16 protein-coding genes are annotated in these 19,500 nt (G+C 27.3%); 1 reads left to right on the top strand and 15 read right to left on the bottom strand.

All coding sequences use genetic code 11. The features are described 5' to 3' along the window. Positions 1–28 precede the first annotated feature (28 nt). From BWZ22_RS14855 to BWZ22_RS14790, 13 genes are all read right to left on the bottom strand, one after another. A complete protein-coding gene (locus BWZ22_RS14855) occupies positions 29–1,078 on the bottom strand; it encodes an HTTM domain-containing protein (protein WP_198027629.1) in 1,050 nt (349 codons plus the stop codon). Continuing rightward, complete coding sequence (locus BWZ22_RS14850; protein WP_076701423.1) at positions 1,059–1,574, bottom strand: hypothetical protein; 516 nt, start codon at positions 1,572–1,574, stop codon at positions 1,059–1,061. Before BWZ22_RS14850 ends, BWZ22_RS14855 begins: the two co-directional genes overlap by 20 nt. Further along, positions 1,575–2,249, bottom strand: coding sequence for a hypothetical protein (locus BWZ22_RS14845; RefSeq protein WP_157607989.1), 675 nt, complete (start codon positions 2,247–2,249; stop codon positions 1,575–1,577). It abuts the gene before it with no gap. Between the two features lie 103 nt (positions 2,250–2,352). Next, complete coding sequence (locus tag BWZ22_RS14840; RefSeq protein ID WP_076701418.1) at positions 2,353–3,498, bottom strand: GNAT family N-acetyltransferase; 1,146 nt, start codon at positions 3,496–3,498, stop codon at positions 2,353–2,355. Positions 3,499–3,620: 122 nt separating this feature from the next. Then, positions 3,621–4,787, bottom strand: coding sequence for a GNAT family N-acetyltransferase (locus tag BWZ22_RS14835; protein ID WP_076701415.1), 1,167 nt, complete (start codon positions 4,785–4,787; stop codon positions 3,621–3,623). Continuing rightward, entirely contained in the window at positions 4,777–5,967 is a 1,191-nt protein-coding gene (locus BWZ22_RS14830) for a GNAT family N-acetyltransferase (RefSeq protein ID WP_083692393.1), read from the bottom strand. The genes BWZ22_RS14835 and BWZ22_RS14830 overlap by 11 nt, the downstream gene beginning before the upstream one ends. A gap of 6 nt (positions 5,968–5,973) precedes the next feature. After that, positions 5,974–7,113, bottom strand: a complete 1,140-nt coding sequence (locus BWZ22_RS14825; protein ID WP_076701409.1) for a GNAT family N-acetyltransferase — start codon at positions 7,111–7,113, stop codon at positions 5,974–5,976. Beyond that, a complete protein-coding gene (locus BWZ22_RS14820; protein ID WP_157607988.1) occupies positions 7,110–8,207 on the bottom strand; it encodes a GNAT family N-acetyltransferase in 1,098 nt (365 codons plus the stop codon). Before BWZ22_RS14820 ends, BWZ22_RS14825 begins: the two co-directional genes overlap by 4 nt. A gap of 164 nt (positions 8,208–8,371) precedes the next feature. Next, entirely contained in the window at positions 8,372–10,123 is a 1,752-nt protein-coding gene (locus BWZ22_RS16695; protein WP_198027628.1) for an acetyltransferase, read from the bottom strand. A gap of 27 nt (positions 10,124–10,150) precedes the next feature. Beyond that, positions 10,151–10,756 (bottom strand): sugar transferase, encoded by a 606-nt coding sequence (locus BWZ22_RS14805; RefSeq protein ID WP_076701402.1) that lies wholly within the window; start codon positions 10,754–10,756, stop codon positions 10,151–10,153. A gap of 133 nt (positions 10,757–10,889) precedes the next feature. Beyond that, a complete protein-coding gene (locus BWZ22_RS14800; protein WP_157607986.1) occupies positions 10,890–12,173 on the bottom strand; it encodes a CoF synthetase in 1,284 nt (427 codons plus the stop codon). A gap of 7 nt (positions 12,174–12,180) precedes the next feature. Next, positions 12,181–13,227, bottom strand: coding sequence for a sugar-transfer associated ATP-grasp domain-containing protein (locus BWZ22_RS14795; RefSeq protein WP_076702552.1), 1,047 nt, complete (start codon positions 13,225–13,227; stop codon positions 12,181–12,183). 11 nt (positions 13,228–13,238) lie between these two features. Then, positions 13,239–14,393, bottom strand: coding sequence for a glycosyltransferase family 4 protein (locus BWZ22_RS14790; RefSeq protein WP_076701399.1), 1,155 nt, complete (start codon positions 14,391–14,393; stop codon positions 13,239–13,241). 663 nt (positions 14,394–15,056) lie between these two features. Between BWZ22_RS14790 and BWZ22_RS14785 the strand changes: the two genes are divergently transcribed. Beyond that, the gene (locus tag BWZ22_RS14785; protein ID WP_157607985.1) at positions 15,057–17,063 is read left to right on the top strand and encodes a right-handed parallel beta-helix repeat-containing protein; all 2,007 of its coding nucleotides are present in this window, start codon (positions 15,057–15,059) and stop codon (positions 17,061–17,063) included. A 51-nt stretch (positions 17,064–17,114) separates the two neighbouring features. Here the strand turns inward: BWZ22_RS14785 and BWZ22_RS14780 are convergent, their stop codons facing one another. Then, on the bottom strand, positions 17,115–18,089 hold the full coding sequence (locus BWZ22_RS14780; RefSeq protein WP_076701394.1) for a hypothetical protein: 975 nt from the start codon (positions 18,087–18,089) through the stop codon (positions 17,115–17,117). A 1-nt stretch (position 18,090) separates the two neighbouring features. Further along, positions 18,091–19,500 carry an MBOAT family protein gene (locus tag BWZ22_RS14775; protein ID WP_076701392.1) on the bottom strand — a complete coding sequence of 470 codons (1,410 nt, stop codon included), beginning with the start codon at positions 19,498–19,500 and terminating at the stop codon, positions 18,091–18,093.

Below are 19,500 nucleotides of genomic sequence, written 5' to 3'. Positions count from 1 at the left end.
AATGTTTTAACAAAATTATAAAAACCATTTAGTTTAATTGTAAATTAGTCTTTAACTTACTTAAAATTGGGGTAGGTAAGAGTGCTGATATTGAATTGAATAAAGATTTCCAGTCAATTAAGCACAAGCATATTAGTCTATATTGCCTAAAAGATATACCCATTAAAGCACCTATTGATAGGTGAAATAAGATTGCTGAAATAAGGTATAGATTTCGGTATTTTGAATTAATAAACACTATAAATCCTAGTAATTCAAATAAAACAGAACCTATAGATAACAATATAACTAGTGTTTTGTTGTTAGCAATATAAGTTGCAATAGCATTTCTTTTTTTAGAAAGCTGGAAGTTTCCATAGGCATGGGCTTTGAACCCTATACTATCTTTCCACTTATTTTCTTCAGAAATTTTATTATCTCCAATTATTAATTGCATTTGCCCTTCTTTGTATTTAAGCGTTTGCTCTTTTAAATAGAAGCTTAGTGTTGAGCCATCCAACCAATTAAGTCCATTACCGTATCTTAACTTTGAAACACCTGCTGTAAAGTAGGTGAGTACAACAACAGCTAAAATTAAATTTACACTCCATTTAGGAGTATCTGTAATTACTATTTTTTTGTTTTTAAATAGTGAATGAATAAAATTGTCTACAGATAATTTTAAAGTTCCTGGTATAAATGTTAATATTAATATTACTTGACTGGGTAGCGATAAATGGTGATCAAAAACCCCTATGCCTTCAACAATACCAAGAATATAAAAGCTTAAAAGAGATAATAGAAATAGACTTAACCTACCTATAATGCCAACAGCAGCTAATAAGCCTACAATTATTACAACTAATTTTAATTGGTATAAAAAATGTACGTCTAAGTTAAACATTGAATTAGGTAGTAAACTTGTAAACCATGTTTTACTTAAAGGGTATTGTGAGTTGTTTTTAATTTCTTCTATGAAATATATATAGCCTACTAGTTTTTTAGTAAATAGAATAGCTAATAGAAACCTTAAAATGCTTAAAGGGTTTTTAATAAGAACTTTAATTAGTTTAATAACTTTATTTATTACTTTCATCATGTAAAGAATAGTATTGACTCTCATTAGTATTAAAAAAACCTAGCATTTTATATTCTGATAGAGGGTTTCTATTAGGGTCTACTTTTATAACCATTAAGTTTATTTTTTCAAACTTAAGGTTGTATTCTTTTTCTAAAAAAGAAGCAAATGTTTTAAAAAAAGTATTCATTCTAGTTTTAAAATAAGAATGATTTTCATGTAATTTATTTGTAAATGGAGAAATGGTATCGGTAGAACCGTAAACTTTACTAAAAAAATGCCTAATTAAATAGCCTTCGGGTTTACCATAATATTCTGTTAAGTTAATTTTTTTATTGTTAACTACTCCTTCAAATTTGAAAAGATATAAATCTGTTTCTTCATTAATATAATGACCAAACATGGGGGCACAAGTAAAGGGGAAACTTTCTATACCAACCGCCATAACAAAAATATTTGGTAGTAATACTAATGTTATAATAATGTATTTATATGTTTTATTTAAATGTTTTTTCATTTAATAAGGAAAAGATAATTGAGGGTATTTAGCTTTTATTTTTTCAGGGATATCTACGTAAATGGTTTTTCTTCTAAAAAACCTCCATTTTGTGATTTGTAACTTATAAGGATGTCCACCAGCTCTATTAGCGCCTTTTAACGATGGTAAATTATCTAATGAAATACAGCCTATTACCCATTTGTACCCCAGGTCTTTAGCTCTTTTCATAAGCATGAAATTAGCAGCTACATATACATATTGGCTTCTATATTCTTTTACGGTATGTACTAGCTCTAACATAAACTCATCTTCTTTTAGTTCAGGGTAGTTATAGCCAAAAAAAGATTGAACTTTTTTGTGATTTGCAGGTTCTAAAAACCAGCATCTAAAACAAGGGATATTATTATTAGTAACAGCAACTAAACATGTTGGAATTTTGGCTTCAATTAATTTATTGCCTAAAGCATCATTTTTAAAATATTCATAATCAGAATTTTGATACTCCCTTAATTTTATATCTATTCGGGCTTTTGGTGCTTTACTATAATCAACTGTAGTGACATCTTTTTTTACTAAGAAAAAATAGATGTTTGAATAAGTTCTTCTTTTAATAGTTTTAATAATATATTTAAATTGAGCATTTTTAATCATACTCATAAAGACCTTAAACTTCTTTTTAATTTTCTTAAACATTTATTAAATTTCTTTTAGTAATGGGGTTATTTAGCACTAAGTTTGATTGTTTTTTTTAATATAAAAACAATATTGGACAATATGTAAGATAATTTCGATATTATTAATTCAATTTTATTATTTTTTTGCTTTGCGAGCCTATAAAAGCGTATTCTTTATCTTTTTGCATTTCGTAAATCTTTAAGTTGTTTTCATGTTCTTTATTGGTAAAAAGATAATCATTAATAGGTCTTTTTAAAAACTCTAGTTCTTCTGTTATTATAGGTAAATTGTTAATAATGTTTAAGTTAGTGATATCTTGAATAGAATAGGTGTTTAGGGCTTTTGTGTGTTTTTTTCTCCATATTCTTTTCACTTTTTCAAGTATCTCATCAACGTTTTTATCTTTTAAAAAGTTTTTAAATTCTAATTTTTTTACTTCTATTTTGGTTGAAATTCTATTTCCAATTTTACTTTCATTATATATAATATGATGATCATAACCATAAATATTATTACTCCATCTGCGTTTGTATTCTAAATAGCCATAAGCCATATCCATTAACGTATAGTTGTTATTTATGCACCATTCTAGAAGTTTATACAGCGAAATATTACCAAGGGCAAATTTGAAATAATCTAAATCAAAAGATGGTACTGAAACAAAAAGTATTTTATTATAATGATGATTTATACAGATATGTACTGGTTTTTGTTTATTGTAAATAACAAACAAAGACGCTTTTTTCTCATTAATTAAGTCATAGGTGGTTTTTAAATAGTTATCCCAATTTAGTAATACTTTATTTGTATCATTTCTTTGGTCAAAGCGCTTCGTGAGCATTATATGCAATTTATCCATTAAAAAGGTGTACTCTGCTTTAGAGATTTTCCCAAAATACATTTTATAATTAACGTCAAAACAATTTTCAAATCTGTTTACAAACCTTAAAATATTAGACCTAAAACTTTTCTTATAAGTAGATTTTAAAAAAGAATCAATATCATTAGTTTTCTCATTAATTAATATTGAGTAACCAGTTATTTTTTTTTGGGGTATAGTTATAGTTTTTAAACTATCTTCAGCATGAAACTTAGGTATAATGTATGATGGGAATAAAGCTACATTGCAGGGGGTTTGTATATTATATTTTTTATTTTTATTAGATACATATAGTTTAGAATCATTATGTTTTAAATGTAGTTCTGTATAAAAAGGAAGAACAAGATGTTTTCTTGTAATGGTGTTATAAAAGTCTTGTTGTTTCATGGCAACTTAATTATAATTAGTTTTCTTGGTTTAAAGAAACTAAGAGATATCTTTAGTTTGTTATTTTTATAGAAAAGTAAGTTTAATTTATAAAAGCATATTAATTATATATATAAACTTTATCACTTAAATAAAATATTAATTCCTTTGTTTGGTGTTTTAACTATATAATTAGAACTATTTAAAATGCTATAAATTTTAATTTTATTTAAATGTTCTTTTTCTGCATAAATAAAATCACAAATAATTTTTGAGAGATGTTTTGTTGTATGGGTTTCAAAGAAATTAATTTCCTTAAGATTATTATGTTTTTCTATAGATGCTATATCATCAATAGGTTTAATAATATATTCTGATGGGATTTTCTTAAATGTTTTTGTGTTTTGTGTTTTATTTTGCTTTAAATTTTTTAAGGTTTTAATAAAGTTTATAAGTTTTACTCTATAAATAGGTTTTAAAGCTTTTATTCTAGCTATAAAATTACTTTTAAGGTATATTATATGAGTTTCTAAACTATATTGATAGTTGCACCAGCGGACTTTATATTCTAAATCGCCATTACCCATATCTAAGTATTCATAGTTATTTTCAATACACCATTCAAGTTGCTTAAAAACAGCTGTATTTCCTAACCCAAATTGAGCATAATCTATGTTATATGCAGGTATGTAAGCGAAAAAGGTTTTGTTGTAATGAAAATTAATTGATATTTGGATGGGAGTATTTTCATTATAAATTACAAAAAAAGATGCTTTATTTTGGTTTATTAAAGGGTAAAGTATTTCTAGATATTTATTCCAGTTTTTCAGTATGAAGTTAGAATCATTTCTTTGCTCAAACCTTCTAACTAACATGGCATAAGCCGTATTCATTAATCTATCATACTCATCTTTATTAATATTTCCGTAGAAAACTTTATAGGTTATATTAAAGCAAGCTTCTAAGCGTTTCTTTTTTTTAAGTATTGGAGATCTAGAGTTTTTTGATAAATTTTGAACTAAATATTCCTGTGTATTTTTAATTTCTGGTGATAAAATAATGCCAAAACATTCTTGGTTTTTTTGCTCAATACATTTTGCTTTAAATTGGTTTGAATGAAATTGTGGAGTTAAAAAACCAGGGAATGCAATATAGGTTTCAACTTTAGGCAATATTCCCTTTGCACAATTAGCTTTAGAATTGAAAAAAGCTTTATTATTAAACTTAAAGCTTAATTTTTTATAAGCTTTTGGGATTTGGTGTGTTTCAACTAGCTCATTAAAAAAGTGTAATATGTTTTTATGACTCATAATCTGTTAATACAATTTTAATGGTTTCTTTTGGCATTTTAATAAAATATGTGCTAGGAGTATCTTTTTGAACATATACCTTTATGTTATTAATATTAACTTGCTTTAAATATAGTTGGTTATATATATGCTCTCTTATATTATGATATTCTGAATTGTCAATATTAATTAGTTTAAAACTATTGGAGTTTATTAGCTCTTTAAAAGTTGTAATTTCTGGCTTTATATATTTTACATTTTCCCTTTTTGGGTTAGATATTTTATGTTTTAATTTATTTAATATTCTTTTAACCCAATCATCAACCTTTAATTTCTTGATTGTATTTTTAATATTAATTTTGAATATCTCAAAATAAGCTAGAGTTAACGCAGTAACAGAGCCTTTTTTATAATATATATGATATTCAAAATCATAGAAAGTATTACACCACCGTTTTTTATATTCTACAACACCATTTCCTAAGTCTAAAAATTTATATTCATTTTCAATACACCATTTAACTAATAGGTAATTATCTAAATGTCCCAGTCCAAATTTGCTATAATCTAGATTGTAGCCGTTAATATCACTAAATAAAATGGTATCATTATAATGCCTATTAACAGAAATACTAATAGGTTTATCTCTGTCATAAACTACAAACAGAGATGCTTTTTTTGTGTTTATTAAATTAAATAAATCTTTTGTATTAATATCCCACTTGCTTAAAAAATTATTGAGCATGTTTTTTTGATCAAACCGTTTTTCAAGCATAAGTTTTAGGTTGCTTAGTAAAAATGAAAGTTTCTCTTCGGTAATAGAACCAAAATAATAGTTATAAGATATTTCGAAGCATTTTTCAAGTCTGGTTATTGTTCTATTTAAATTTTTCCTTATTTGAGATTTTAGTTCTTGCTTTAAGAAATCATCTATAGAGTTGCTTTTTATTACATTAACTCCAGCACCAGAAAAGTTTTTATGATTAATTTTTTTTAACACATATTTACTTTCATTAACTAAATTAGCTTTTAAAAATGTAGGGAAAAGAGTTATGCTAATTACTGGTGAATTATTTGATGTAATTTGTTTGTTATTGGTGAATTTACAATTAATAAAATCAATAGATTTATAGATAGATGGAATTTTACCTATTCTAGTAAATTCCCAAATAAATTGCTCTCTTTTTATCTTAAACATCATAATTAATTATTGTACAACCTTTATTTTTATTTGTTTTTTATTTCCTTTAATCAGATACGTGTTATTCTCTTCTTTAATTTTAAAAATTGAAACATCTACAATTTTTTCTTGGTTAGAGTATAAAAAATCATTCAGTGGTTTTTTTAAATACTGGTAGTTTTCAGAATCTAAATCAATTGCTAGTAGATTATTTTTATTATAAGTTTTATCACAAGAAGTTATATTAAAGGTTATTATAGGTTGTACAGGTGTTTTTTTAAGTTTATTTAAAAATTTTCTGATTTTGATATTTACTTTTTTGTCTATTAAAAAGTTAATTAACTTATACTTATAAGTAAGAAAGAAAGCGTGTAGGTTAGCTCTTAAATTGTTTTGCTTACTTATAATATGATGTTCAAAATTATAAGTGGTGTCACACCAATTAACTTTGTTTTCAAAGCCGCCATACCCCATATCAAAAAGTTTGAATTTATGGTTAATACACCATTCTAAATTTTTATATATAACCACATTGCCAAGGGTAAATTTTGAATAATCTAGATTGAAAGTTGGTATGGCAAAATAAAATATTTTATCAAAAACAAAACTTAAAGAAAAAGCAATTGGTGTATTATTGTTGTAAATAACAAACAGACATGCTTTTTTTTGAAGAATTAAATTATAGGCATTTTTTTCATAAAAGTCCCAGTTTTCTAGTGTCAGGTTTCGTGCATTTACGTTATTAAAACGTTTAGATAACATTTTATGAAACAATTGCATTAAATTATTATAATTTTCTTGCTCTATTGCTCCATAATACATTTTGTAATCAATATTTAAGCAAAGTTCTGTTCTTTTTAAAGACCGTTTAATATTATTTCTAAAACTACTTTTAAAAGCTGTTTTTACATAGTCATCAATTGTTTTGTAGTTAGATAAGTTGGCAGCGTAACCATGTTTTAAGAATATGTTTTTTATTTTTAGTTTGTGCTTAGGAGCACATGTAATATAATCTGGAACGTAAGTGTATGAATATGTTGATTTTAAATTGTTAGAAGTAGCCTGAGATGTGTAGATTTTTTGGTCTTTAAATGCAATAGATTTATATGCAACAGGAATGTTGTTTTTTTCAAAAAAACTAGAATAAAAGTCTTGTTTTTTAATCATACTATTTTGCAGGTTTGTTTTTGTTGATAAACTATTGTTTGTTTTTTAGGACATTCTATCAAAAAATAATTTTGGTTTATTTTTTCAAACTTATAAACACTAAGGTTTTTAATATGTTCACTGTTTAAGAACAAAAAGTCAAAAACAAATTTTCTTAAAAATGAATATTCTAAATCTAAGAAATCAATTTTAACCAACATATCGTTTGTATATTCAATGTTTTTAGAACCAATTTCTTGGATAATTGGCTTTTGTGTGTTTATATTTTTGCTTTTTAGTATAAAGTTGAGATTGTGTAATTTTTTATTAAAATCTTTATCTCTTAAAAACTGTTTTATTTTAAAATATCTAGATAGGGTAGTGGCTATTACAATTGAAGTAATAGACTTGCTATCATACAGTATATGGTATTCAAAATTATATTTTAAATCGCTCCAACTTTCTTTGTAATCAAAATAGCCTTTTGAGAAGTCAAAATAACTATAATCGCTATTAAAACTCCATTCAAGCATTTTCATTATTGAAATTTTACCTATATGAAATTTGGTATAGTCTATATCAAAAACAGTTATGGCATCAAATATAATTGACTCCGAAAAATATAAAAGTCTAACACAAATAGGGGTGTTGCCATTATAAACAACGTGTAAACCCGCTTTTTTTTCTAAAATTAAAGGGTAGGCTACCTCTTTATAGAAGTTCCATTCCTCTGGGTTTAAGTTGTTGTTAGTTGTTTTTTTATCATTAAAACGTTTTGTTAAAAGGCTATGGAAGTGATTAAATACTCTATCGTATTCAGCTTTATCAGTAGGGCCAATTAACATTTTATAAGAGATATCAAAACAAAGTTCTAACCGTCTTAAATAGCGTCTAAGTTTTTGGTTACTACTTTTACTAAAAGTTGTTTTTAAAAATTCGTCAAGATTATTGTAGTTATCTATATTAATAGAGTAACCTGGGTATTGTTTTATTTTTTTTAGTTTTAAGGAAGTCGTATTGTCTTCTAGAAAGGGCAAATTAAAATACTCTGGTACATCATAAATTAAGAACGTTTTTCTTTTGTAATCTAGATGGTTTTCTAATGTATAAGACATCCCTTTAGTTAAATTCCTGCCTACATTAACATAAAGCGGTAACTTAAATGGTTTAAAAAAAGCGAGTTTTTTTATAAAATTAAAAGTATAGGGAGGTTTGCCAAAATTAAAATGTTTTAGCCAAATGTTAGTAAATGTTTTTGATAGAAAGGGGTTTTGGTTTATCACAAGTTTACATTTATATCATCAGTGAATCTGTATAAAGGGAAAAATGAAGCATCTTTATTAATTCCTTTTTTTGCAACAAGCTCATTATAAGCAGTTTTATTTACAATTAACTTCCATAGGTTAAAATCTTTAAAGTCTTTAGAAAATGAAGCTTTAAAGTTAAAAAGTGAATCGTGATCACTACCACCTAAACCACCTCCTAGGTTAAAAAATTTACAACCTCTTTCGTTAGCTATTAATCGCATTTCGTCTATAAGAAGTTTAGTAGGTGTTAGGTGCAAATAGTCATTTTTTGTTCCAGAGAGATGGTATTGTACAATATTATTATTAGTAGTAACAAACATACTACCAGCTACTATGGTACCTGTTTCGTTCTCAATAGCTAGTAGAACATCTGTATCAAAGCTTGGGCTTTTTACCATATTTTCAAAGTAGCACTTTTCAAAATAATATAAGTTTTTAGCTTTAACCCGATCCATGTTTTCATGGTAAATATTAATATAAGCTTCTAAATCTTCTTTGTTTACGGCTTTTCTAACAGAGCATAATCTTCTTGCTTTATTAACATGTGTTTTTAATCTACTTCTGTAATTTCTGCGTTGGATATCAATATCTAAATTTAAATCAATATTAACTACCTTGCCTTGATGTACAATTTTTCCTAAGCCATTTAAAATTTCAGTTTGACACGGCATAAAAGGGTTAAGTCTTGAAAAAACGGAGATAATATTATTTGCTTCAAAGTATTTAAAAATAGTTTGTTGGTATTCAAAGGTATTTAGGTTAGAAGCTAATTTATTACATATAGGCCCTGCATATCCATATACAGAAGTAGCGTCTTTGTAATCAGAGTTTTGAATATTTCTGATTAGGAGCGGAAGTGCTATTAAAGAGTTTTTCTCTGTTTTATAAAGGATAAGAACTGGCGTTTCATCAGTTTTTTTAGAGAGGAGATGGTATTCATAGGTGTGATAGAAATCATATTTACCAATTTCAGACAATGTTTTTTGCCATTTATCTTTCTCTGTAATCATCTCTAATACACCTTTCTGTTTGGCTTTTAAACTTTCAGAATGGTATAAATATTTTTCTCCTTTTTTTATCTTTTCTATAACCTTACCAGGAATTCCTATAACTTTAGAATTATTAGGTACATCTCTTATAATTAGTGAGCTAGCACCAATTATACAGTGTTTGCCAATGGTGATATCTTGAATTATACTGGCACTTAAACATATAGCAGTACAGGTGCCTATTTTAACATTACCACCAATGGTACTATTTGGTGCTAAACTAGCATATTTTTTTAGTTGGCTATCATGACCTAATGAGGCTTTGGTGTTAATAATGCAAAAATCTCCAATAACTGCATTGCTGTTAATTATTGAACCTGCAACCACAACAACCCCTTTTCCTATTTTTACGTCTTTACCTATTACAGCAGTAGGGTGTATAGCATTAATAAATTTAAAACGAGGGGCTATTTTTACTATTTTTTCATGAATTTTTTTTCGGGTCCAGTTATCACCAATAGCTATGATGCCGTGCCTAAAATTGTGTGTTTTTTTTAGATTAGGAATGTCTTTTTCACGACCTAATATTTTATAATTATAAATGTAACTACCAACAGGTTTAAACGAATCTATTAAACCAACTATGTTGTATTGGTTGTTTCTTTCTAAAATATCTATAATAACCCTAGCATGACCAGAGGCTCCAATTATAACAATATTTGTTTTTTTATTCATTAAGCTCATTAATATGCTAGCTTTAAATTAATTGTTTCCTGTAAACACAGGCATATTTAAGTTTTCTGAACTATTTACACCTTCTTTTTTCACAACTCGCTTAATGGTAAGAAAGATGATTTTTAAATCTAAAAGTATAGATATGTTGTTTACATACCACACATCTAAAGCGAATTTTTTCTGCCATGATATAGTATTTCTTCCATTAACTTGTGCCCAACCTGTTATTCCTGGTTTTACCTTATGTCTTAATTTTTGTTCTTCGTTATATAGTGGAAGATATTCTACCAAAAGAGGTCTTGGGCCAACTAAACTCATATCTCCTTTAATTACATTGATAAGTTGTGGTATTTCATCTAAGGAATATTTTCTTATAAAAGCTCCTACTTTTGTAATTCTTTGCTCGTAACTTAAGAGGTTGCCGTGTTCATCTACTTTATCGTTCATTGATTTAAACTTGATAATGGAAAAAATCTTTTCATTTTTACCAGGACGTTGTTGTAAGAAAAAGGGTTTACCGTTATTACTAAAGAATAAAAAAATAGTTACAACAATAAAAACAGGAGACAATATTATAAAACCAATTAAAGCGGCAAAAAAGTCAATAAGTCTTTTTATGAAGATTGAGTACATTGATTTGGTTAAGTTTGGCATAAAAGTAATCTATATATTTAATTGATATACTTTTTATAGACTAAAAGCTTTTATTTTTGATAAAATGAAAAATATAAGAATTGTCACGCAAATATAAGAATTGTTTTACGAGCTAAGATGTTTTTGTGTTTGTTTCATTAATCATTACACGTCTTTTACCAGAAGCCAATAGTGGAATTTCATCTACATACTCTACTTTAATGATGGCATCTTCACCCAAATAGGTTTTAAAGTCATCAATAAATTTTCTTTCATTTTTAAATTCACCGTTTATATTTATTTTAAAAACATAAACCTTATTATTTTTTTGAATTAATTGACATTGGTTTAATTCATGGTAATTATTAAGAAGAAGCATGATATTATTAGCTATAATTTCTCCTTTTGTGTTTGTTATAGCATCAATTTTTCTACCTTCAATACTTGTTAAAACAGGCTTTTTATCAATTATTTCCATAACTCCAATATCACCAGTATCATATCTAATCATTGGGACACTAAAATTAAATAGATCGGTTATAACAATTCTACCTTTTTGTCCTAATTCAACAGGTTTATCAGAATTAATATCTAGGATTTCTACGTAATAACTAGCTGTGTTTAAAATAAAATATGAAGTACTGGGTAATTGTTGGGCTATAATGCCGTTTTCAACGTTTGAATATCTAGAAACAACATCTACATTAAAGTATTTTTTTAGTGTTTGTTTGGTGTAAGGTGATAAACTTTCTGAAATTGCAATAACTGATTTTAAGTTGCAGTTTATAGGTTTTTTTTCATTTTTTTCTAAATACTTGCACATTGTTTCAAATGAGGAAGCATACCCAATCCAACTTTTTGGTGATTTATTATTTTTAATTTTTTTTAAAAAATTACTAAAAAAAACATCTGTTAGTTCAAAAACATCAATAGGTATCATATTCATTATCCATCTTTCTAATACCCCTTTTTTATCAAAGGCATTCCACATTCTAAAATAATAGAGTTTGTTACCTATATTATAGCCTGCCAATTCTGAAAAATATAAATTATCTGCAGTATTTCTAAGTATTTTGATTAAGTTTTGATGTACTTTAAAAGGAATTCCAGTAGAACCGCTTGTTGCTACTATTCTGCATTTTGCTTTTTTAAATTTTTCAGATTGAAAACTACTATAATTTGTTTTTATAGTGTTTTTATTAATTACGGGGAAGGCTTTAATTCCTTTTTTATAATCAAATTTATTATAGAAAATGGTACTAGTACAAGCGTGCTGTAAGAGCGCTTTTAATTGAGAGGTGTTATTTGTTCCTTTTTCAACTAAGTTTTTTACTTCTTTATAGTGGTTGTTTTTATTTTTTTTTACTAGGTCAAGTATTTTGTATAAGAATTGCTTGGGGCTTATAATTGAAAACATGATTTAGTTAATTTTTAATTTCATCTAAAATATTTTTAATTAAAGGATGTTTGCAAAGTCCCCCATAAGCTATATCTGCCATATTAAGAGAAGGGTTCGAGTTACCTTCTATAATTACAGGGCCTTTTTGGGTTATTGCAATATCCCAACCAATAATGCGTGTAGGAAGCATTTTGGCAGCTAAAAGCGTTAATTCTATAGATTCTGTAATATATGGTATTTTAAAACCATCTAGCTTTACTTTAGAATCGGGGTGATGCGTAAATGTATTGCCGTTTCTTGACATACTTTGGCGACCAACCCCTTTAAGAGCTTTATTTTCAATATCTAGCGCTATATAAAATCCTCCTGAGCTTTCGTTGTCTGTTACTAAGTTTCCAGATCCAAACCGCATAAGCGCAGAAATAACATGGCTATTACCATCTGTATCTAAATACGTGTTAATTCTAAGTGTATTAATTGCATTAGGATGAATTTTATTTATGGTAGGATGTTGCATTATTTTTTCTTGATGCAAATAATTATGGTTTACTAACGTATTATAACAGTCGTCATTAATTTGTAGTTTAAATTGCTCTTTGTTAAAAAGTAAACACCCTTTACCGCCAATACCGTTTATAGGTTTTAAAAATAAAGCAGCTTCTTTAGAGTTGTTAAATACTTTTGCAAAAAAATCAATTAATTCATTTTTAGAATTAATTATATAGTGTTTAGAATTAAAGTAAAAGTTTTTACCAATATTGTAACTAATAATTTGTGGGGCGGGTAAATTATGTTTATCAGTAAATAAAGAAAAACTCAGTTTACTTTCTAGAATAGTAGCAATATCTGGTACTAAAATTTTTTTAGAATCAATGATACTATAAAATTCTTTTAAGCTTAAATATGATGTAATGTTGGTAACACCTTTTCGGTATAGAAATTTTCTAAAATAATCAGTAGGGAATTCTTTTTTTGCCCATCCATAAATAAATAACTCATAAATTATTTTAAAAAAGCTTTTTTTATCAGGATCCTTAAAAAAACCTTTAATAAGCAAAATTCTTTTAAGCATTTTATAAATTTTTAATGTTTCAGGTTTTTGTATTCTTTTAAAAGCGTATCCCAAACAAATTGCTGGTCATACATTTTTACAATTCTATCTCTAGATTTTTTACCCATAGCTCTAAGTTCTTCTTTAGTTTTTAATAAAAAACCTTGCATTGCCTCATAAAGTTTCTCTGTGCTTTTTACGGGTACTATAATGCCATTTTCATTGTGGCTTACAATTTCGTTACAGCCATTAATATCTGTTACAATAGATGCTAATTCCATAGCACCTGCTTGAAGTACTACATTAGGGAAGCCTTCTCGGTAACTAGGAAATACCAAAGCATTAGAAATTGCAAAATAAGGTCTAACATCATTTTGCCACCCTGCAAATACTATTTGTTTATTAGTTTTTATTGACGACAACGTTTCTGGTTTTAAAGGGTCTAAATGTTCTTCTTGTTTACCTACTAGAAGTAATTTTATATTAGTATTGTTTTTGCATAACTTGTTAAAAGCAGCAATTAATTCATTAATACCTTTATCGGCTACCAATCTGCCAATAAATACAAATACAAAATCATTTTTATTTATATTCCATTCTTTTCTAAGCTTTATACAAAACTCATCATCATATTTTTTGGGGTTAAAGTGTTCTGTATTTATACCATTTGAGCTCCCGTTACCAATTACTTTTAATTTATCTTCAGTAGTGAATTTGTTATTAAGTATTATGGTTTTTAACCCGTATGAGTTAGGATAAATTTTAGTAGCGCAAGCATAGGTTAGTTTTTCAACCTTGTTTAATATTTTTCTTTTAATTCCTGTAGCTTCCATAAGCGGTAAACCAGCAATGGTATGCAACCTGTGTGGTACTCCAGCTAATTTTGCAGCTATCATCCCTAGTGTGCCAGCTTTTGGGGTATGTGTGTGTACAATAAAAGGTTTTTCTTTTTTAATAATTGTGTATAGCTTGATAACGCCTATAATATCTATTAAAGGTGAAATTTTCCTTGTCATTTCTACAGCTATAGGTCTAAAGTTTTCTCTTTCACTTACTTCTTTTAAAAACCCTTCATCATTTGAAGATATGCCAATAACCTCATAATGAGCAGACATAAATTTAAGTTGCCCTCTAAGTAAACCATTAATAGAACCAGGGATTGTGGTAATTCGTATAAGTTTTTTCATTTTTTTGATTTGGAGCCATTACATTGACCGAAGCAAATATAGAAAAGTAATTTGTTTGATAAATAATTCATCTTTTTACGGTCATAAAATTAGGTTGATTGGAATTGTTGGCATGATTACCCATGAATTTAGGAAGTTTTACATGCCTAGTAACACCTTTAAATTAAATAATTATTTTAAAAAAAAATGATAAGTAGAGCATAGGACATCCATAGGACATCCATAGGACATCTATAGGGCATCTATAGGGTATCTATTTAGTGAAGTGGTGAAAAGAGGGTGGGGTGGAGAGTATGGTTACAATATATAATTATTTTAAATTACTAATTAATTACACCATTTTAGTTAAACATTTAATGCTGAATAAATAATGCCATTAAAAAGTTATTACCAACTTATTAACAGTGGGTTAGGTGTTGGTTCTTTTTACATATTTTTGCATGGTAAAAAATAAAGCGGGAGTTTAACGTCTAAAAAAATCATTTCAACGTATATTAATTTTAATAGTTAATATGATAAACATTTAATCGGATAATTTTGCGTTACATCGATTTTTTTGAAAATACATAATGCTTTTTATCGAAAAAAACATACGTATTAACGATTTTAATGATTAAAAAAATAATATTGTAAAAGAAATGATTCACCCCAAATTGAACAATTATGAAAAAGAGTTTTAAACCTATGATTTTGATGTTTATGTTGATGACCATGTTTATGTCATGTAACAATGAAGAGCTATTTATTGAAGATGTTGTAGAGGAAGTAGTTGATGACACTGCTGGAGATGATACAGAAGAAACACCTGAAGAAGAAACTGATGATACTACTAATGAAGATACTGAAGTAGATGCATCATTACCATGCGACTTTGATTTAAATGATGTAGCAGCAGGAGATACTGTTGTAATTAATTGTGTAATGGACTTAGAAGGTGCTACAGTTAATTTACCATCTAATGTAACTATTCTTTATGAAGGCGGTGATATTATTAATGGTACCTTGAATTTTTCTGACAATACCACCATAGATGGTAACTTATTAAATTCAACAATTACTTTAGCAGGATCTACACCAGCATTAAAAGACCCTGTTTTTGACTTTATCCCAGAGCGTTGGGGAATTGTAGAAGGAAAAGTATCTTCTGAAGTTGCCCAACGGAATAATAATATATTAGAAGACATGATGATTAGACTAAAGGAATTTGGGGTTAATACTCTCAAGATAGGAGAAATGGATGCTTATTTTGAAGTATCTAAGGTTACAAGTACCACCACTAACCAAAATTTTTATCCATCTCAAGAAGCTATCAATGTTCCTTCTGATTTTACTTTAGAAATGTCTGATGATACTTATTTAAGAGTTCAACCTAATGGAAGAAAAAATTACGCATTATTAGCAGTAAGGGATGAGTCTAATGTGGTAATTAAAGGAGGTAATTTATATGGAGACAGGTTTGAACATGATGATGACTTGGAAGAAGGTTTAGATGCTTATGGGCATGTTTTAATAATACATGGAGCTACCAATGTGGAAGTAGATGGTGTGCTTATGGCTGAGGGTACTGGAGATGGTTTAGATATAAATAGTATAGGATTTACATTTGAACCTCATTACACACCATCAAATAATATTAGAGTATTTAACTGTATTTTCAGGGATAATAGGAGAAATAATGTTTCCATAACAGATGGTTTTAATATGTTACTTGAAAATAATTTATTTGAAAACGCAGGAAAGGATTATGCGAATTCTAAAGGTATGGCTCCTGGTTATGGTCTAGATGTAGAGGCCTATAGAAGTAAAGACTCAAATGGAAATTATATTTGGTATGAAAAAGCATATGATATAACTATTAGAAATAATGTGGAAAGAGGGAGTAAACGAGGATCTTTTATTGTAGCAATAGGTGATAATGTTACAATTGAAGGCAATGATACTGAGGGAGGGATAGCTATTGGTGCTGCTGCTGGTGTTAATATAATAGGTAATACGATTACGGCGCGCCCAGGAGAAACAGTAGGTTCTGGCATTACAACGGGGCACCCGAATTCTATAACAACTTATAACAATGTAATTTCTGGTAATACTATTATAGGGTACAACATTGGTATTGCAGCATATCAAAAAGATATGATTATTTCTGATAATTATTTAGTTGACTTTTCTGTAGGAATACAACCAAAGGACATAAAAAACACCGATATATACAATAATAAATTTGAAAGTAGTAGAGATACTTCTACGGGAATTTTTGGGAATATTACATCAATGGAAAATGTTAATATTTATAATAACGAAATAGTAAATGTAGGAAGGGAAGGCATTAAAATGGTTAATGTTAATAAAGGTGACGGAGAAGAAAACTATAAAATAACAATAGAAAATAACTCATTAAAAAATTCAGGAGTTACTTTAAGCAACGCAATTGGGGTTGATTATGTAAATAATGAATCTCAAGAAGGTGTTACTTTAGTAAATGCTGAAAAAATGAACATTGATAGTAATACTATTAATTCTGAGAATCAAGATGGAATTAGGGTTATGAGTGGATGTAAAGATATTAGTATTTCCAATAACGATATTACAGTTAGCGGAAAGAATGTTGACTGTGTTGACGTAAGTAGTGATGGAGTAAATATAAATTTAGAGAATAATAGTTGTCAATAATTAATTAAACACTAATAAAAAAGCCCACATATACCAATATATGTGGCTTTTTTATTTTTTTTCCATGATTGGTTTTAAAAGTTTAGCAAGAACTTTATTTCCTTTCTTGTTTAAATGTCTATTAGAAATAAAGTAGTTATCTAATTCATTCGGGAAATTGATAACAAAAAAATCAACTTTTTTTGATTTATTTTTATAATTCTCAATATTTTTAATTTTAGTTCTTGCCAAATTATTAATTACTATAATGTTGATTTTTTTATCAAAATTTTCTTCTTCAATTTTTTTAATAAACCAATCTAATTTAGCTTTATCATAATTTAATATTTTTTGTTTCACTTTTGGAGAACCGTAATATTTAAAAGTAAAATATATTTTAGATATCAGTAAACTCTTTGTAAACCTTTTTATTTTGTTTTTTATTGAAATTCTATTGGTAAAATTAGAATGTTCAGCTTTATGAAAAACAATAGAGTCTCCATCTCTATAGGGATAGTTCCTTTGAGGGTCATTATTTGGTGATCTTTTGTCTAAATTAATAACTTCACCAGGAGTCAGTATTAAAAAGGATTTTTTGAAATCCATTTTCTTATTTTTTAAAAGATCTCTTAAAACCATAAGGCTTTGAATAGGAGACCAAGCCCCACTTGACCCTGCATTGTTTATAGATCCCTCTCCTTTAATATCATGCTCTAAAATTTCTGTGAATCTTGCATTCTTATTAATCCCATAACCTTCAACAAAAGAATTACCGGTTACTAGAATTCCATTTGTGTCAAATTCATCATCAACAAAACCTAAAGAATTAGTTTTTGTTAAAACTCCTCCCCAAGGGTAAGAAATTATCTGTTTGGTGTTTTTTAATCTAGTTACTCCGTATAATGAATCTATATCATAATATAAAGGAGGTTCATTGAAGGCAGTATAAGGAAGAAAGGCATCATTGCCATATTTAACTATACCTAAGAGTAAGTTTATGATTTCTAGTATTAAAACACTAATTAAAACTTGTTTAAAATATTTCATGCTAAAATTGAAAATATATAAATTCAGATTGAGTTTCTCTGTTTAGAGCACCTAAAATTACTATAACCATAATAACCCAAAAGAAGATATTAATCTTTATTTTTTTAAACATCACGTAATCCATAATAAAAAGAGTAATCACAATAAACCAATCGCTAACACTAATTAAGCTGAAACTATCTAATTTAAAAGAATTTATTTTTAGTATGTAGTTGAATGAGTCTTGGATGGTAGCAGCTCTAAAAAACACCCAAGCAATTGTAACCACGAAGAAGGTATATATAATTTTTATTAAATTTTTAAAATATTGAAACATATTTACTTTAGAACTTGTTTGAACCAAATAGTTTCTATTAGTTCCCAATATAAACGAAGGAATAAAAAGAAGTGCATGAATAGCTCCCCAAGCAATAAAAGTCCAATTAGCTCCATGCCAAAAGCCACTAACCAAAAAGATAACAAACACATTTCTAACTCCTTTGATTTTTCCTACTTTTGACCCTCCAAGTGGTATATATAAATAGTCTCTAAACCATGTTGATAATGAGATATGCCATTTTCTCCAAAATTCACCTATACTTTTGGAAAAATAGGGGAAATTAAAGTTAGTCATTAAGTCAAATCCAAATAATTTAGCTGTACCTATGGCTATATCACTATATCCACTAAAATCACAATATATCTGAACTGCAAAAAATACTGCTCCAGTAATGAGAGTTCCTCCAGAGTAATCATTATAATTACTAAAAATGTCATTTACAATTGGAGCAAGTGAATCAGCTACAGCAACCTTTTTAAACATTCCCCAAATTATTTGTTGAATACCACTTATAGCATTTATTTTATTGAACTTTCTATTCTTTAAAATTTGAGGTAACAGGTTAGAAGCTCTTTCAATTGGACCAGCTACTAATTGAGGAAAAAAAGACACAAAAGCTGCAAAAGCAATAAAGTTTTTTGTTGATTTAAGTTTTCCTTTATAAATATCAATAGAATAGGACATAGTTTGAAAGGTATAAAAAGAAATACCAACAGGTAGAATAACTTTTAATGTCCAGTGGTTTTTAATATTATAACCTATTGAGTTTAATAATTCAACCCATGACTCTAAGAAAAAATTGTAATATTTAAAAAAGCCTAATAACCCTAAATTAAATACAATACTTACTATTAACCATTTTCTTTTTGTAGATTTTACAGGTGATTTATCTATGCTAATCCCTACAAAATAGTCAACTAAAGTACTTAAAGCTATTAATGATAAAAATCGATAATCCCACCAACCATAAAAAACATAACTAGCTATTAATAATAATACATTCTGTTGATTAATTTTTTTATTTAAAACAAACCAATATAGAATAAACACTATTGGTAGAAAAATGAAAAATTCTAATGAGTTAAATAACAT

Source organism: Seonamhaeicola sp. S2-3 (genome assembly GCF_001971785.1).
Taxonomy (GTDB): Bacteria; Bacteroidota; Bacteroidia; order Flavobacteriales; family Flavobacteriaceae; genus Seonamhaeicola.
This window is presented reverse-complemented; position numbering and strand designations above follow the sequence as displayed.

Bases quoted from the DNA above. Each gene is read 5' to 3' on its own strand.
- BWZ22_RS14845 (WP_157607989.1), bottom strand. From the start codon at position 2,249: ATGTTTAAGAAAATTAAAAAGAAGTTTAAGGTCTTTATGAGTATGATT.
- BWZ22_RS14840 (WP_076701418.1), bottom strand. From the start codon at position 3,498: ATGAAACAACAAGACTTTTATAACACCATTACAAGAAAACATCTTGTT.
- BWZ22_RS14830 (WP_083692393.1), bottom strand. From the start codon at position 5,967: ATGATGTTTAAGATAAAAAGAGAGCAATTTATTTGGGAATTTACTAGA.
- BWZ22_RS14820 (WP_157607988.1), bottom strand. From the start codon at position 8,207: ATGTCTTATACATTAGAAAACCATCTAGATTACAAAAGAAAAACGTTC.
- BWZ22_RS14835 (WP_076701415.1), bottom strand. From the start codon at position 4,787: ATGAGTCATAAAAACATATTACACTTTTTTAATGAGCTAGTTGAAACA.
- BWZ22_RS14775 (WP_076701392.1), bottom strand. From the start codon at position 19,500: ATGTTATTTAACTCATTAGAATTTTTCATTTTTCTACCAATAGTGTTT.
- BWZ22_RS14855 (WP_198027629.1), bottom strand. From the start codon at position 1,078: ATGATGAAAGTAATAAATAAAGTTATTAAACTAATTAAAGTTCTTATT.
- BWZ22_RS14780 (WP_076701394.1), bottom strand. From the start codon at position 18,089: ATGAAATATTTTAAACAAGTTTTAATTAGTGTTTTAATACTAGAAATC.
- BWZ22_RS16695 (WP_198027628.1), bottom strand. From the start codon at position 10,123: ATGAATAAAAAAACAAATATTGTTATAATTGGAGCCTCTGGTCATGCT.
- BWZ22_RS14805 (WP_076701402.1), bottom strand. From the start codon at position 10,756: ATGTACTCAATCTTCATAAAAAGACTTATTGACTTTTTTGCCGCTTTA.
- BWZ22_RS14850 (WP_076701423.1), bottom strand. From the start codon at position 1,574: ATGAAAAAACATTTAAATAAAACATATAAATACATTATTATAACATTA.
- BWZ22_RS14825 (WP_076701409.1), bottom strand. From the start codon at position 7,113: ATGATTAAAAAACAAGACTTTTATTCTAGTTTTTTTGAAAAAAACAAC.
- BWZ22_RS14800 (WP_157607986.1), bottom strand. From the start codon at position 12,173: ATGTTTTCAATTATAAGCCCCAAGCAATTCTTATACAAAATACTTGAC.
- BWZ22_RS14790 (WP_076701399.1), bottom strand. From the start codon at position 14,393: ATGAAAAAACTTATACGAATTACCACAATCCCTGGTTCTATTAATGGT.
- BWZ22_RS14785 (WP_157607985.1), top strand. From the start codon at position 15,057: ATGAAAAAGAGTTTTAAACCTATGATTTTGATGTTTATGTTGATGACC.
- BWZ22_RS14795 (WP_076702552.1), bottom strand. From the start codon at position 13,227: ATGCTTAAAAGAATTTTGCTTATTAAAGGTTTTTTTAAGGATCCTGAT.